This is a genomic window from Poriferisphaera corsica, assembly GCF_007747445.1.
In the GTDB taxonomy this organism is placed as follows: Bacteria; Planctomycetota; Phycisphaerae; order Phycisphaerales; family Phycisphaeraceae; genus Poriferisphaera; species Poriferisphaera corsica.
In genome coordinates, this window is record NZ_CP036425.1 from 2,316,336 (window position 1) to 2,332,277 (window position 15,942).

General features: G+C 49.2%; 12 protein-coding genes. 1 reads left to right on the forward strand and 11 read right to left on the reverse strand.

Annotated elements, in window-relative coordinates; genetic code table 11:
* Position 1 precedes the first annotated feature (1 nt).
* From KS4_RS09575 to uvrA, 8 genes are all read right to left on the reverse strand, one after another.
* On the reverse strand, positions 2–547 hold the full coding sequence (locus tag KS4_RS09575; protein ID WP_145077413.1) for an RNA polymerase sigma factor: 546 nt from the start codon (positions 545–547) through the stop codon (positions 2–4).
* Between the two features lie 41 nt (positions 548–588).
* Entirely contained in the window at positions 589–1,584 is a 996-nt protein-coding gene (locus KS4_RS09580) for a hypothetical protein (RefSeq protein ID WP_145077415.1), read from the reverse strand.
* A 107-nt stretch (positions 1,585–1,691) separates the two neighbouring features.
* Positions 1,692–2,855 (reverse strand): adenosyl-hopene transferase HpnH, encoded by a 1,164-nt coding sequence (hpnH, locus tag KS4_RS09585; RefSeq protein ID WP_145081576.1) that lies wholly within the window; start codon positions 2,853–2,855, stop codon positions 1,692–1,694.
* Between the two features lie 344 nt (positions 2,856–3,199).
* On the reverse strand, positions 3,200–3,934 hold the full coding sequence (gene rsmG, locus KS4_RS09590) for a 16S rRNA (guanine(527)-N(7))-methyltransferase RsmG (protein WP_145077417.1): 735 nt from the start codon (positions 3,932–3,934) through the stop codon (positions 3,200–3,202).
* A 45-nt stretch (positions 3,935–3,979) separates the two neighbouring features.
* Entirely contained in the window at positions 3,980–5,179 is a 1,200-nt protein-coding gene (locus tag KS4_RS09595; RefSeq protein WP_145077419.1) for an FtsW/RodA/SpoVE family cell cycle protein, read from the reverse strand.
* Positions 5,176–7,593: a penicillin-binding transpeptidase domain-containing protein gene (locus KS4_RS09600; protein ID WP_145077421.1), complete on the reverse strand. Its 2,418-nt coding sequence runs from the start codon at positions 7,591–7,593 to the stop codon at positions 5,176–5,178. Before KS4_RS09600 ends, KS4_RS09595 begins: the two co-directional genes overlap by 4 nt.
* A 312-nt stretch (positions 7,594–7,905) precedes the next feature.
* Positions 7,906–8,313, reverse strand: coding sequence for a F0F1 ATP synthase subunit epsilon (locus tag KS4_RS09605; protein WP_145077423.1), 408 nt, complete (start codon positions 8,311–8,313; stop codon positions 7,906–7,908).
* Between the two features lie 166 nt (positions 8,314–8,479).
* Entirely contained in the window at positions 8,480–11,413 is a 2,934-nt protein-coding gene (uvrA, locus tag KS4_RS09610; RefSeq protein ID WP_145077425.1) for an excinuclease ABC subunit UvrA, read from the reverse strand.
* A 350-nt stretch (positions 11,414–11,763) separates the two neighbouring features.
* Here uvrA and KS4_RS09615 point away from each other — a divergent pair, with 350 nt between their 5' ends.
* On the forward strand, positions 11,764–12,786 hold the full coding sequence (locus KS4_RS09615) for a Gfo/Idh/MocA family protein (RefSeq protein ID WP_145077427.1): 1,023 nt from the start codon (positions 11,764–11,766) through the stop codon (positions 12,784–12,786).
* Positions 12,787–12,969: 183 nt separating this feature from the next.
* On the opposite strand, the gene KS4_RS09620 is transcribed toward KS4_RS09615, so the two are convergent.
* From KS4_RS09620 to KS4_RS09630, 3 genes are all read right to left on the reverse strand, one after another.
* Positions 12,970–13,797, reverse strand: a complete 828-nt coding sequence (locus KS4_RS09620; RefSeq protein WP_145077429.1) for a class I SAM-dependent methyltransferase — start codon at positions 13,795–13,797, stop codon at positions 12,970–12,972.
* A 449-nt stretch (positions 13,798–14,246) separates the two neighbouring features.
* Complete coding sequence (rpsR, locus tag KS4_RS09625; RefSeq protein ID WP_145077431.1) at positions 14,247–14,489, reverse strand: 30S ribosomal protein S18; 243 nt, start codon at positions 14,487–14,489, stop codon at positions 14,247–14,249.
* 241 nt (positions 14,490–14,730) lie between these two features.
* Positions 14,731–15,912, reverse strand: a complete 1,182-nt coding sequence (locus KS4_RS09630; protein WP_145077433.1) for a Nif3-like dinuclear metal center hexameric protein — start codon at positions 15,910–15,912, stop codon at positions 14,731–14,733.
* Between the last annotated feature and the right edge of the window lie 30 nt (positions 15,913–15,942).

Here is a 15,942-nt window from a genome sequence, read left to right on the forward strand (position 1 = left end):
GCTAGTTCCTTTCAAACTGGTGTTTGAACTTGTTTCTGGCGTGATAGAGGCGAGATTTTGCGGTTCCCGGTGGAATGTTCAATGATTTGGCTATCTCATGGATAGACATTTCATGAACATATTTCATGATGAGGATAGCCCGCGATGGGCCATCGAGCTGCTGCATGATTTCATCAAAAAATTCGCTCTCGGTTTGTCGTCCACGTTTTGCCTGAGAGGTATTAGTTTGTGTTTGGTGTTGCGTGATGTGTTGCTGGTATGTCTCTTCTTTTCGCCAATGGTCGCGGCAATTGTTATTGAGTATGCGCAGAACCCAAGGTCGAAAACGATTGATTTCCTGCAGGGATGTAATTTTTTTGATGACGGTGACCCACGTTTCCTGCACGATGTCATGCGCGAGGTGTTCGTTACGGGTGACCTTGAATGCGTATTGAAGAAGTTGCTTGTGCCAGCGTTTGATGAGTTGGGACATTGAATCCCTGCAGCCTTGTTGAGCTTTGATGATGAGCAGCTCATCGACGAGGTTTTGCCGGAATTTCCTGGACATGACAACTAAGAGACGGGTGTGATGCGATCGTGGTTCAATATTTATTCGATATCAAAGTGATTTGGCAAAGGATTGACCTTATTCGTCGCAAAATCAATCTCGCTGGATCGCATCCGAATCCAAGGCTCGGAAAAACCTTGTTTCTCGATGATCACAGTTTCATGCAAAATTGGTTTGTCCTCGCGATCTTCGATGACCAGCTTTCTGTATGACCTCTCCTCGCCTGGATCTGAGCTATCCTCAATATCTCGCGCTGATGCGTTGTACAACCATTCTAAATTTGCCGCATTATAAATTTTATAGTTTTGCGAAAGTACACCAAAACCTAAATCCCAGATTGCGGTAACAATGAGTAACGTATGCTCGGCTTTGGGTAATGGACGGATTTGTAATTTAGTAATCGCGTTTGTTTTAACGGATTTAATCAATTTCATGTCGACATCAAATAGAGCGACAACCCCAGTACCATTTGGATCAGACGTCGACCTGCTTACGATGTAGAATTTCTGATCGTTCTCAACAAAGGAATATCCTTCTGATTCAAAGCCTGAACCTGTCAGTTTTTGACTTAAATCTAGCTTGGTAATGAGTATGTCTATCTGTTTCTGAGACACGGCTTCTGGTCGATAAAGATAAGGGCTTTGCTTTGCCTGTGCTAGTAATTGACTGATAAGAATATCCCGATCAGCGTTTGTCTGATCATAAATCTGAAATGCGATAGGTACATGAGATAAATCGGAAAGAAGTGCTGCCCATAAATCTCGTATACACAGGTCATCATCGTACTGATCATAACCTTGATCCGATTCGAGCGCATCTATCAGCAGCCATGCAACTTCTAGATTCTGACTGTAATCTTTTGGTATAAAGCCAAATTGCGGTTCAAAATGTTCAACAAAAATTATGGGCGACATCACCTGATAAAATTGCCCGATTTCCCGGTTATAGTCTTCTGTGGTAAGCTCAGCAGCGTATGTTGATGTAAACAAAAAAGGTAACAAGAAAGCAAAGACCAAGGTTTGTTTGAGTTGATTCATTAGATACCCCAAATCATTTACTTTAAAATTACTTTTTATGTGCATACCGGATAACACAAAAAAGCCCACACACATCGTATGGGCTTTTAGTTAAATTATGAAGTGTTTTATGCCGACTGCTTGGATTTGAGATCCTCGGCACTGACTTTTTTACCGTTGACTTCAATACCGAGTTGGACGACGTGGCTCATCGGGCCGTGAAGTTTTTGGGTTTCAGCTTCTAACTGTTGCTTAGCCTTCTGAGATGGGTACTTATTAAATACCATTGCCTTAATCGTGGCGAACATCCCCATCGGCGAAGCAAAGGTATGGTCGACGGCTGAAGGTTCGTAGCCGCAGTGAACCATGCACTGTTGGCAGTTGGTATTGCCGGAGGCGCGGCCGTAGCTGTCCCAGTCGGTTGTCTCCATCAATTCCTTAAAGGATTCGACGTAGCCATCTTGGATCAGGTAGCAAGGCTTTTGCCAACCGAAGATCGAGAAGGTTGGGTTGCCCCAAGGGGTGCATTCGTAGTCGCGTTTACCCATGAGGTATTCGAGGAAGAGTGGGGACTGGTTGAACTTCCAGCGTTTTTTGCGGTTTGAGAGAAGCGTTTCGAATGCGTCAGTCGTATTCTGACGTTCTCGAAGGAATGAGGCTTGGTCGGGTGCTTTAGGATAAGCGTAGCCGGGTGAAACCATCATGCCTTCAACGCCGACGTCCATCATCTCGTCAAAGAAGCGACGGGTGGAGTTGGGGTCAAAGTTGTCGAAAAGGGTGGTATTGGTGGTGACACGGAACCCCATCTCGACGGCAAGCTTGATGCCAGCGTGAGCTTTTTGATAAGTGCCTTCACGGCAGACGGCGAAGTCGTGGTGCTCTTCCTGGCCGTCCATGTGGACAGAAAAAGTGAGGTACTTGGAGGGCTTGATGCGGCCTTCTTTGAGTTTCTTTTCGAGGAGGATGGCGTTGGTGCAGAGGTAGATGTATTTGCGTCGAGCGATGAGGCCTTCGATGATTTCTTCGATATTGGGGTGAAGGAAGGGTTCGCCGCCGGGGATGGAGACCATGGGGGCGCCGCATTCATCGACAGCTTTGAAGCATTGTTCGGGGGTCAGCTCACGCTTGAGGATATGCGCGGGGTATTGGATCTTACCACAGCCTGCGCATGCGAGGTTGCAGCGGAACAGTGGCTCGAGCATGAGGACGAGGGGGTACTTCCTGTTGCCTTTGAGGCGGTTTTTGAGGACATAGGTTGCGACAGTCCACATTTGCGAGATCGGTACGCCCATAGTGTTGTAATCCTTTTCAGGGAGATGCAGCGGCACGGGATTGCGTGGTGATTCGCTGCGGGGGTTGATACCATCCATGTAGCCCACATGTTAGCAATTGCCGAGGGAATAGCGTAGGGGGCAATGACCAGTTGTGGCAAATCAGCGTTTTAGTTTAATCGCGTGCGATTGAAGCTGCAAAGGTTTTGAAAGTCTTTTGTGGTATGTGAGTTAGCCCAATTTTCGTACGTTTTACGAATGTACCTAGAGCGTTGAGCAATGGGTCGTTCGCTGTAATCAGCCATTAAACAGGCTGACTGCTGATCACCCACTTTCAGGGTGTACCGGGAAAACACGAAATTGGTCTATAGCGGACACTGCTTGGGGATGCCGGGAAGGCGGGGATAGTCCTTGGGGGTGGGGCTTTCTTTAAGAACCGAAACCACGACGAGGTTGTTGTCGAAGGATTCGGGGTATGCGTCGAAGATGAATAACTCGCCAGCTCCGAGGATGGAAAGTGCGTCAGAGGCGACAGCTAATTCCTGTTCAACGGCTGGACCCTTCATCGCCAACATGCGGCCCCCCACTTTGAGAAGGGGGAAAGAATATTCGAGAACCTCGGAAATTTTGCCAATGGCGCGGGAGACAGCGAGATCATATTGGGCACGGTGCTGCTTCTCTTGGCCGAGGGTTTCGGCACGGTTTTGGATGGATTGGCAGTTATTGAGTTCGAGGGTGGTGATCGCTTGATTGTGGAAGTCGACTTTCTTGCCGGTCGCATCGAGGAGTGTGATGTTGAGATCAGGGCGAGCGATGGCGAGGGGGATGCCGGGGAGTCCGCCGCCTGAGCCGATGTCGATGACTCGTGAGCCTGCTTCGACGTTTTCGAGGCCTGGAAGGAGAGTGAGTGAATCAATGATCATGCGTGACCAAGCAGCGTCACGGTCGCGGATGGCGGTGAGGTTCATGCGGGTGTTCGCATCAAGGAGCATATCGAGGAATTGAGCGAGCTGAGTCAGCTCGGACTCGTCGATTGAGATTTCAAGGCGAGCGAGGTCGTCACGGACAAATTGTGGGATGTTTGAAGAAGATTCAGTCATGCGGGGAATTGTAGCAGGAATAGAGCCATAGAGGGCTGGATAGAATTACTGGTAGATCGCATCGGCGTTGTCGTATTCGAAGGATGGGCGGGCGAGGATGGCATTGGGGCGGGCGGCGAAATTTACGATCAGCCCGGTGATGATGAAGAGTGAGAGAACTGAGGAGCCGCCGTAGGAGATGAATGGGAGGGTGATGCCGGTGATGGGGAGCAAGCCGAGGCACATGCCGATATTGACTGTTGCCTGAGTAAAGATCATGGCGGCGAATCCGACGCAGGATAGCCTGACAAACGGGTCTTTGGATCGAGCTGCGACGAGCAGAGCCGAGCTGATGAAGACAAAATACAGGCCAAGGATGGCAAAGATGCCGCAGAACCCCCAACGGTTTACAAGCACAGGGAAGATCATGTCGTTGTGCGGCTCGGGGATGCGTGAATACTTAATGATCGTCTGAGATTCTTCCTTTTGGTTCCCAAAGAAACCTGCTTGTGCGATCAGACGCATACCGGTTGCTTGCTGGAAAGCATCGTCCTTATTTGCGGTCATATCGCCTTGCGCGAGCGAAAAGACCGATCGAATTCGGACTTGCTGGTGCGGCTTTAGCAGCTGCATGTTTTCTGGAGCAAGCAATGTAATGGCAACGACGATCACGATCGCCATGACACCTAGTGCAACTAACGAGAACAGATGCCGCAGTTTTGCACCGGCGGCAACAAGCATAGCGAACAAGGTTGGTGCAAAGAGTAATGCTGTTCCGAGGTCAGGCTGCTTGAGGATCAAGACCAGTGGCACAAACATCAAAAGAAATGGCGTGAACAATCCTAAAAATGTTCGATATGAATTGCGATAGCGTAGATAACGGGCCAAGCCAAGCACATATAGAATCTTTACAAACTCGGCAGGCTGCAGCCCCATTCCTGGTAATGAAATCCATGACCTCGCGCCATTGATCGGCCTCACCAACGGCACACCCGGTATCAATAAATATACGAGTGATAATACCGACACCACCAATAGCGGATACGAAGCTAATCCCATCCATCTTGGATGCGGCACCATCACGATAAGCATCGTGATCATCGCAATCGGCAGCCAAATATGAGTTTGCTTCCACGCGTATAACGGCTTGACCGTGTCAATCGCGTATGATCCAAAAATCGTCAACAACACCGCAGCAAAAAGCGTGAACCAAGCTGGTGAAGGCTTGAACAAAGCTCGCAAGTTATCAAACAATGCGTCGGTCAATGATTCCCCCCCTGCTGATTCATCTCATCTTTCGTATTTCTACGCTTCCCTGTGAGATATCCCTCAGCCTTCATCGCGTGCAGCACTTGATTGACAATCGGCCCAGAAGCGCGGCCACCTGACCCACCGTAATCTGTCACAGCAAGCACCACATATTTGTAATCCCGATCATCTTTACGCTTCACCAATGAAATAAACCAGCCATGATCGCCACGCTTGAGAATCTCGCCCCATCCTGCAATCTTGCCATTCTCATCGTAAATCGGTTGTCGCTGATGCCATGATTGAGCTGTCCCTGTTTTGCCTGCAATATCCAAATCGGGCTGGTCAAAGATTTTCTCTCGCACCTGCTGACCAGATGCATCATCATACACCAGTGTGTGACCGCCTCCCTCATTCGTGTTCACCACGCTATGCAATCCCATCAATGCTGTTTTGTAGGCTGTTGATTTGAGGCCAAGCGAACGTGTCGTCTGCGGCTTATCCTTTGGGCGATCTTCAGGCACGACAAATGTAGGAGAAATATATTCGCCGCCTCTTGCAAGCGCGGCGTATGCACCGGCAGCTTGAACGGGCGACCAGCTCATTGGCCCCTGCCCGATCCCCATATTGATCGCGTCTGAAACCGAATAGTTCTTGGATAAATCAGGCAACCCGCCAGCGGTCTCGCCATTCACTAATGTGTTCGGTTTTTCACCAAGGCCAAAACGCTTGAACCAGTTCACAATATTCACCACACCAAACCGTTGGCCGAGTGTATAAAAATAAATATTGCAAGAAACAGCAAGTGCTGTCACCCCAGTTCGGTTTTTGTGTTCGCTCATGAACTGTTTGTGAATCCAGCAGCGGAACTGCTCCGGGCGATCTTTATTAAACACACCGTTGCAATAGATAGACTCTGTTGCCCCAATAATGCCATCAGTCACCGCGGCTGCGTAAATCAACGGCTTCACCGTTGAACCTGGCGCATATGGTTGAGCGATCGGCCTGAATCTTGTCGGTAGATTGTAGTAATCCTCAAGGATCTGCTTACGCTTGATCGGGTCTCGCCACTGTTCTAATGAATAGTTAGGCGCTGACACCGCGGCCAAAATTTCCGAGGTCTCAATATCAAGTACCACCACCGAACCCGCTAGTGGTGTCCCCTTCGGCTGAGGATAATCATCAAATTTATGCCATTGTTGTACCTGGAAAAAACCATACTGAGGTGAAAGCAGCGCTTGAATCCGTCCCTGTAACAGGATATCCAAACTCAAACGGACATCTTTTCCTCGCAATGGCTGCTGTTCTTCGACAACCTCTCCCAATTCCTTAATCTGATAGCCACGCTTCCCACGAAGCGTATCTTCCATTGTCGCTTCAATACCCGTCAAACCCGCGCTATCATTGTTCGCACTATAGCCCCACCAATCGATTTGGCCATCACTCTTACGGAACGGCTTACGTTTGATATCCGTCGAGCTTGTATTCCTCAAGTTCCCGACAATATGCAGTCCAACACCCGAGACGGTGATATCTTCTGTCGCATCCGCTCGGATCGGTATTGGCAACGTCGAACGATCCAACGTTAACTGCTGTGTTTCGTGTGGGTATTCACGCCGCCGCGGCCTTTGGATTTTTAATTCTGACCAGATCTGTAATTCTTCATATTCAAGCCGCTTGTCTAATAGGTCTGAACTATCCTCTCGCTTGGCTTCTTCATAGGCATACTTTGCGAGTTCTGCCTCTGCCGCCAGACTGCGGATCGTAGCCTGCATATGTTCCGGGATGTTCTCCAAAACGGTGTGCTTGTAGTACGCAGTCTCTTCAGCCGTCTGCACCTCAGCCTCGCGCCAGGTGATTTCTTGATTCCATTTTTTTTCAAGCACGTACTCACGCCGCCGCATAATGTTGGATGTGTTTTTTTGCAGCCGTGCCAAGATTGCTGTCCTGCGTGATTCCAGTTCGTCCTTGGGCAAGTTTGCCAGCGTGCTTAGGTCATACCACAGCCGATCGAGATATTGCTGAAAGCGTTCAAGCTGTTGGTTATAAATGTCGATTTCATCTTTCTTCGACAGCCCATAATTGTTCGGGTCCGCCACGTACTTGATATAGAACGACGTCGCATCCTTCGCTTTGTTGATTTCCCATTCTCTTGAAAGCAGTTGATAGGACAATGCCAAATCAAACCCCGACACATCTCTCGCAATGGTGAATCCATTACGATCAAGTATACGACCGCGTACGGTCGGGACGAGCGTCGTTGTCTCTAGCGATCGTTGCGTCTGGTCAATCGCAATCTGCTTTGACTCGCCTGAGCCAAGTGAGATCGCACGAGCCATGAGAATGAAAAAAATTGCGCAAACCAATACACCCAGCAGAAGCAATCTGCGATGGAACATGCTGGGAATGAGCTGGCGCAGAGCGCGGCGCATGGGCGATTCCTTGCGGGATTCGGTTGAGTTTCATCCAGCCCCACACAGTGAGGATCAGGCCGCATCTGCGCGAATATCAGAATATCCGCGCATTAAATAATTACAGCAACCTATTGTCTGGTTATCGGCCAGAAGATCAAACAGGCTGCAGTTTGATGGAAACGAGTTACAACCAATTGTGTCCGCTCAATATCTCACGTGACCCAGCGAGGAACGATAAGTTATCTCGCGCATGGCAATCCCTGGCGTGATCGCTTAAAAATCACATCAATCGCAGGTTAGCATTGTTAAAACAAATGCAGTGAGATGGTATTAGTTCGTTTTCGCAACAGCCACACGAGCACGCGCGCGTTGGACACTCTTGTCGTGTTCGTCTAGCTCAGCACCGGTCTTCGCTTCTTCAGCTAATAGCGATTCGAGCTGCTGCTCGGCTTCGGTGACAGTTAATTCCGTTGCCAGCGTTGCTTCGTCAGTGATGATCGATAGGACATCATCCTTCACTTGAACGAATCCGCCACCGATGAAATACGAATCAGACGAGCCATCCGCCAGATCTAGACGCAGGTGGCCATAACCCAGTTTAATCAACATGGGCGCTTGGAGATGCTCAACACCTATCTTGCCATCATGTGCAGGAATGGAAGCATAGACGATTTTCTCATCGAGAATTGCTGCGCCCGGGGTTACAAGCGTGCACTGAAAGGTTGCTTTGGAAGCCATGGGTGAATCTCCGTATTCGAGTCTGATGTGGCTTATGATATCGAGGAACCCCGCTTGGGTCTAGATCCTGCTGCATAACCAAACGAACCTAATTCACCTATCCCAATCACTGATCAACAGAGTGACCTGTCGTGTGAATATCACTGACCTCCTCCAACGCAGCAGCTTAAAGGTGATCACGGAGGAATTTGCCTGTGTATGACTTCTTGTGTTTCGCAACCTGCTCAGGGGTTCCTTCAGCCACAATATTCCCGCCCTTATCACCGCCCTCAGGGCCAAGGTCAATAATCCAATCCGCACATTTGATCACATCCATATTATGCTCGATGACCACCACCGTATTCCCCGCATCCACCAGCCGATCCAGCACATGGATCAACTTCTTCACATCGGCGAAATGCAGTCCTGTTGTGGGCTCATCTAATACAAACAACGTATTACCAGTCGATCGTTTGCCTAATTCTGTTGCCAACTTCACACGCTGCGCTTCACCACCTGACAGCGTTGTCGAAGCCTGTCCAAGCTGGATATACGAGAGCCCCACATCATTCAACGCTGTCAAAACCCGCTTCACATCCGGGAATGCGTCAAAGAATTCAAGCGCCTGCTCAACTGTCATCTCAAGCACATCTGCAATCGTCTTGCCTTTGTAATGCACTTCCAGCGTTTCGCGGTTATACCGATGCCCTTTGCACTCATCACATTGAACATATACGTCAGGTAAAAAGTGCATCTCGATCTTCTTCGTTCCCTGCCCCTGACATGCTTCGCATCGCCCACCTTTAACATTAAACGAGAATCGACCTGGCTTGTACCCGCGAATTTTCGATTCTTTTGTTTTCGAGAACAAATCACGTACCGAGTTAAACACGCTCGTATAAGTAGCTGGATTCGACCGTGGTGTCCGCCCAATCGGCGACTGATCCACTTCAATAATCCGGTTAATGTGCTCAACACCCTTTAGCCCCGCATGCAGTCCCGGCTTCTCCTTCGAACCCAACAATTCTCGTTTCGCGGATCGCAGCAAAATACGATTCACCAACGTCGATTTGCCCGAACCCGACACCCCCGTTACTACAACCAATCCGCCCAATGGGAAACGCACATCAACATCATTCAGGTTATTTTGCGCCGCCTTCTTCACTGTCAGCGCAGGCCCCTTTCCATTCAACGGCCTCCGCTTATCCGGCGTATGAATCGCTTCCATCCCATTCAAAAATTTAGCCGTCAACGATTTCTTATTCTTAAGCACTTCATCCAATGTTCCCTGCGCCACAATCTCGCCGCCATGCACACCAGGCCCCGGCCCAATGTCGATCAGATGATCCGATGCGCGAATCGTATCCTCATCATGCTCAACCACCAGTACCGTATTCCCAATATTCGTCAGATGGCGTAACGTCGTAATCAGCTTCTGATTATCCCGTTGATGCAGCCCGATCGTCGGCTCATCCAATACATAACAACAACCCACCAAACCTGAACCCACCTGCGTTGCCAATCGAATCCGCTGCGCTTCGCCACCCGACAATGTTCCTGTCCCACGGTTCAAATTCAAATACCCCAAACCAACCGACAACATAAACCCAAGCCTTGCCCGTACCTCTTTCAAGATTGGCTCTGCAATAATCGTTTCCTCATCCGAAAGCTTCAAGCTCTCAAAAAATTCCGAGGCATGTTCAATCGTCATCGTCACCACATCATTAATGTTGTACGACTTTACGACTTTTTTATTTCTGACCTTTGTCTCTGTATCAAGAAACACATTGAGTGATTCTTCACGTAGCCGCGCTCCATCACACGTCTCGCACGCCGCTTCCGACAGATACGCTGCAATAAAATGCTTAAAATTCTCTGACTCCGTGTTCTCAAGCCGCCTCTGCAAGTTCGGGATCACTCCTTCAAAAAACGAGCCATACTTCGACTCATCGCGTGAGTTGGTCCCATGCAACAAAATCCGCTGAATCGGCTTCCCCAACTTCTTCCAAGGTGTCTCCGCATCAACCTCAAAATCCTTACAAAATTTCCGGATCGCCCGTGCGTAATAAATCTTCATCCGCTTCCCACCAAACCGCCACGGCTCAATCGCCCCTGTACTCAGCGTCTTATCCTTATCCGCTACCACCAACTCAGTATCAAACTCAAATCGGATCCCCAGTCCTGAACACGACGGGCAAGCACCATACGGCGAGTTAAACGAAAACAGCCGCGGCTCCAAATCCTCAAGCGCGCACTCCGGGTGCTTCGGACACGCATACTTCTCCGAGTACAACGTGTCATGCCAAACCTCCCGATCCTCTGCATCATTCACCGTCACAACAACCAATCCATCCGCTAACTTGAGCGATAGCTCCGTCGAATCCGCGACCCGTGAACGCACACCGCTTTCCGGATCATCTTTCCCCTCGTCACGGATCACAATCCTGTCCACGATCGCTTCGATCGTGTGCTGCTGATACCGCTGCGTCTTCGTCGTGAACGGTGTCCCTGCTTTTGACTCCGCAATCTCCCGTAAATCCATGATCTCGCCATCCACCCGCGCCCTCACAAACCCCTGCCGCGTCATCGCCTCAAAGATCTCTTTATGATGCCCCTTCTTCCCCCGAATGATCGGCGACAAAATCATGATCCGCGTACCATCCGGATTATCCAAAATATGATCCACAATCTGCGTCGCTGACTGGGATGCAATCGGATCACCACACACCTTCCCCGTCTTCTCATCCTTATGCCAACACCGCGGATGCCCTGCCCTTGCAAACAGCAACCTCAGATAGTCATAAATCTCAGTCGTCGTTGCGACCGTCGATCTTGGGTTGTGCGAAGCCGACCTCTGCTCAATCGCAATCGTGGGTGGCAACCCTTCAATCGACTCAATATCTGGCTTCTGCAACTGATCCAAAAACTGACGCGCGTACGCCGACAGCGACTCCATATATTTACGCTGCCCCTCAGCATAAATCGTGTCGAACGCCAGCGACGATTTCCCCGAACCGGACAACCCCGTCACGACCACCATTTGATCGCGTGGGATGTCAATATCCACCGACTTAAGATTGTGCTCCGAGGCACCACGTACTGAGATCTGGGTCTTGGCCATGTGCAGGATTGTATCTGGGTGTTTCGTTCGGGTAAAGTTTGGGTATTGATTCGTCAATCAACACCAAGTTCTTGCTGGTAAAACTAACCCCACAGCCCCGTATATTATTCGCAGCCAACACCAGCTCTCTCTCACCAGAATCTAATCGTTGATAAGCCCATTCATTACCCCATCAGCATTCACAAAAAGCTGCACGATTTTGCAAAAAGCCGATTGTCAGTTTCCTCCCAATCTACTAACCTCTCCTGATATCGCTTTTGATGCTCCTTTTACCATCTGGGCGGTTGATAAAACTCTCGTCGTAGAGTTCACTTTTTATGGATCTATCGGGCTGAGGAAAGGTTTGAATAATGGCTAAAGTGAAATATGGATTTATCGGTGCGGGCTCAATTGCGCGCTGGCGGCACCTTAACGAATGCGCCAAAATCAACGGCGCTGAGATCGCAGCCATCTGCGATATTGACAAAAAGCGCGCCCAAGAGCGAGCCGAAGAATTCGGTGGCACCGTCTACACCGATTACAAAAAAATGCTCAAAGACGCTGACATCGACGCCGTTATCGTCAGCACACCCAACAAACTCCACGCACCCATGACCATCGCAGCGTTCAAAGCAGGCAAGCATGTTCTTGTCGAAAAACCCATGGCCACCACGCGCCTCGAAGCCAAGAAAATGATCGAAGCCGCCAAGGCCGCTCGCAAGTATCTCATGGTAGGCCAAAACCAGCGTCTCATGCCACCTCACGTCCGAGCTAAAGAAATCCTCAAATCAGGACGAATCGGCAAAGTGGTTTCCTTCCGTTCTGAATTCCAACACCCCGGCCCAGAAGGCTGGTCGATTGACGGTGCAAAATCTTGGTTCTTTAAAAAGAAGGACGCTGTCATGGGCGCACTCGGCGACCTCGGCGTTCACAAAGCCGACCTCATGCGTTGGCTCCTCGATGATGACTTCGTCGAAGTCTCTGCATTCGTCTCAACGCTCCAAAAAAAATCTGACGTCGATGATCACGGCATGATCCTTCTTAAATCCAAGAAAGGCATCATGGGCCAAATCACCGCAAGCTGGGTCAACCGAGGCCCTGAAAACAACCAGACCGTCATCACCTGCACCAACGGCACCATCGAGATCGGCACCAACCCCGACTACCCCGTCGTTGTCACTTACGCCCACGGCGCAGGCCGCGAACTCCATGAAGTCGGCGCCATCGCAAGCAATACCAACCAAACCGGCTCTGGCATCATGGACGCGTTCCATGAATCCATCACCAAAAAACGCAAACCCGAAATCGATGGCAACGAAGGCTACGCATCCGTCGCCACAATCCTCACCGCCATGGAAGCTGCAAAGCAACGCAAAACACTTAAAGTCAAATAACGCAACGATCATTACAACAACAAACAAGGTGTCAGGTCAAAAACCTGGCACCTTTTCTTTGACCTCACATACGCCTACATGCTTAAAAACCCATTGCACAAAGGCTCCCGCCGCGCCTTCATCATGGATACACAATCACTCTTTGATGAAATCAAAAGTACATGACATATAAGGTTTACTTGTTTACCTGCAATTTGCTGACCATAGCACCAACCCATCGTTTGCACTCGGCCATAGTGATTCACATTGCACATTACAAAAACCAGCATCCTCAAACATCTCAATTAAAGCCGTGTCTGGATAAGCCTGTGTTGTACTTGTATAAGTTTTAGTTTTCTTACACTGATCCTCTGTTATATGAAAACGTTGTACCGCTATTTGCTGCTCTGAAAACCACTCATTTTTGATGCAACAACGATGTGGCTGATCGGAGAACAAACCACATTCATAATGCTGTTCGGCACCAAAAGACATACCGATGCCTTGAATAGCTTTGAAAATCTGTAATTCAACAAGCAATCGTCCTGTTGACCGCAACGACTCTCGTATATTCTTCAGGATCAATCTCATTTCAGTAGGTGAAAAAACATTAAACTCACCATAAAGAAATATGACCAAATCATAATTCATCCCATAATCACCTGCCCTTATATCTTCCTGACTGAAAGCACATCTTTCCTGCCAACGATTATGCCTTTTCGCATACCCGATTGATGCAGGTGAAAAATCAATCCCCTTTATCTCATGCCCTTTCTTCGCAAGACGGTGTGCATACAACCCGGGCCCACAGCCAAGATCAAGAATTTTGAGGAATCTCTCATCGCCTGCAATCTGATTAATCCATTCCACCTGCCGCCCAATGATTTCGAGTCGCCGACTGGCAAGATCATGTTCTTGGGTTAAATGCTCACGAAGCATACGCTTACTAAAATCCGCTTCATGCCATGGGATTTTATACTCATGATCCCAGAAAGAATGTGAGATTGTATCTTCAAAATTATCAGTGTTCATAGGTATGAACTCCTCGACTGAATAATGATTCAGTGAAAATTGACATCGAATATGAATAGCCACGTCATCTATCGTGGCATCGATATAGAAAATGTAAATGTGCGATCATGAACCACGCTAGTGGATATGAAAACATACAAACGCAATGGATTTTATAACGCTATCTTGAAATCCATTGGGCGAATTGATTCATTAGTATTCTGAATGTATTGATTAGCGATTCATAACAAGCTCATACTAGCACCAGACCAGATGAAACACAAAGCTTAAACAAAGCAATTTCACAAGTTCATTTGAATATTGAATTCCCACAACACATCCTAATATGAAAACTCAAACCACCAACATCCCACACAAAATATTTCGAATTCGACAGTTTATACGCCCACAAAAAAACAAGGCCGACTCAATGAGCCAGCCTTGCATTTATTCTTTCGTCTAATCAACAACTAGAGAGTCGCGGATGTGTATGGCAGAAGTGCCATGTAGCGAGCACGCTTGATCGCTTGAGCCATCATACGCTGTTCGCGAGCGGTCAGACCAGTTTTCTTACGACCCTGGATCTTACCGTTAGGTGTCATGAAACGACGCAGATCGTCAGCACGCTTGAAGTCAATGAAGTACTTGCCGTTGGTTGAACGTTCTGCAACTTTGAACTGGCCTTTAACGCCGAATTTCTTGAAATCTGCCATGGGTAAATCTCCGTCTTGGCTTTGTAGCTCCGATCCTTGCTTCCCAATCACATCCGGCAGTCGTGCTTCACAACTGGGGAAAAAGGGGGGATGGAGCGACGGTTTATGGTTTGTTTGAGAGCGAAATATAATACCCGACAGCCCGTAGGAGGACAAATCGCCCTTCCAATGGGGCTAAATTGTGGGTATTCAAGGGTTTGGATCCCCCCAGCCCCTGATACACCATCTCACTTCCTCCCGATCACACGACCTCTCCCGGCGAGCGATCCGCCTTCGAGATCACCCATTCCACATCCCCCCTGCCCATTTCCCGCGTCTGTGCCTTGATCTGTTTCCTGTAATCCGCCAAAAACGGCCGCTCTGTCCGCGTGTGACCCGCCAAAATCACCGCTAGCCCCGAACAAACCGCCGCCAACGTGTCATGATGCCGCATCTCACCTGTAAAAAATACATCAAGGCCTTCCCCTTCCCCAGCATCCTGCTTCACTGCGGCTCTTGCTTCCTCAATCAGCGACTGCCCTGCACCAGCGCAAAGCCCGATCCGCTGGATATTCTTCTTCGCCATCGTCGAACCCTCAGCAGGTGCTACTTCGAGGTAATCGAGCTTTAATATTGCCTTGATCCGGGTCACGAGCGTTTTGAGCGAAATCGGCTTCGCCAACTCGACCACCCTCCCTTGACCTGTCATATCACCCGATTTTGATGTGGGGCCAGCGATCATTGGATACACATCAAACGCAGGTTCTTCGTAGGGGTGAATATCCCGGAGTGCAGTAACCACTGCTACCAGCTTGTTTTTGGGCAACACCATTTCAACGCGCATCTCAGCAACCGATTCGAATTCAGTCGCTTGTCCGATGGCTGGATTCGTGGATTCATTACCTTTGAACGTACCATGCCCACGTGAGGTGAAGGAACACTCGGAGTAGTTGCCAATATTTCCAGCCCCAGCTTCTGAAAGCGATTCGCGGATTGCATGAACACTTGCTTCAGGTGCAAACGTGACGAGTTTGTATTGCTCTGCTCGATTATCGTGCGGCCGAATGGGCCTGATAAACACAGCATCATCGCCTGCAATGCCTTCTGCTAGAAATTGATTCACGCCAGTCGAGGCCGCGTCAAGTGCGGTATGCGGCGAATAAATTGCGATATTGTTCCGTGCTGCCAGCAGGATGATGTTCTGTTTGTAATCACTGCGAGTAAGTGCGGTTAGCGGCGCAAAGATCGGTGGATGATACGCAACAATCAAGTTCACTTTCTTCTCGATCGCTTCCTGCATGACGGATTGCGTGAGGTCGATGCAGAGCATGGCGCGTTTGATGCGTGCGGTGGACTCGACATGCAGCCCAACCTTGTCCCATGATTCAGCCAGGGATTCGGGGGCGATTGAGCGGAGAACGGTAAGCAAATCGTTGAGCTTCATGGGATTAGGATATCAGGTGCTACCTAAAAT

What these genes read in the sequence shown, in the direction of transcription:
- KS4_RS09575 (WP_145077413.1), bottom strand. Translation starts at nt 547, where the DNA reads ATGTCCAGGAAATTCCGGCAAAACCTCGTCGATGAGCTGCTCATCATC.
- KS4_RS09580 (WP_145077415.1), bottom strand. Translation starts at nt 1,584, where the DNA reads ATGAATCAACTCAAACAAACCTTGGTCTTTGCTTTCTTGTTACCTTTT.
- hpnH (WP_145081576.1), bottom strand. Translation starts at nt 2,855, where the DNA reads ATGGGCGTACCGATCTCGCAAATGTGGACTGTCGCAACCTATGTCCTC.
- rsmG (WP_145077417.1), bottom strand. Translation starts at nt 3,934, where the DNA reads ATGACTGAATCTTCTTCAAACATCCCACAATTTGTCCGTGACGACCTC.
- KS4_RS09600 (WP_145077421.1), bottom strand. Translation starts at nt 7,593, where the DNA reads ATGCGCCGCGCTCTGCGCCAGCTCATTCCCAGCATGTTCCATCGCAGA.
- KS4_RS09605 (WP_145077423.1), bottom strand. Translation starts at nt 8,313, where the DNA reads ATGGCTTCCAAAGCAACCTTTCAGTGCACGCTTGTAACCCCGGGCGCA.
- uvrA (WP_145077425.1), bottom strand. Translation starts at nt 11,413, where the DNA reads ATGGCCAAGACCCAGATCTCAGTACGTGGTGCCTCGGAGCACAATCTT.
- KS4_RS09615 (WP_145077427.1), top strand. Translation starts at nt 11,764, where the DNA reads ATGGCTAAAGTGAAATATGGATTTATCGGTGCGGGCTCAATTGCGCGC.
- KS4_RS09620 (WP_145077429.1), bottom strand. Translation starts at nt 13,797, where the DNA reads ATGAACACTGATAATTTTGAAGATACAATCTCACATTCTTTCTGGGAT.
- rpsR (WP_145077431.1), bottom strand. Translation starts at nt 14,489, where the DNA reads ATGGCAGATTTCAAGAAATTCGGCGTTAAAGGCCAGTTCAAAGTTGCA.
- KS4_RS09630 (WP_145077433.1), bottom strand. Translation starts at nt 15,912, where the DNA reads ATGAAGCTCAACGATTTGCTTACCGTTCTCCGCTCAATCGCCCCCGAA.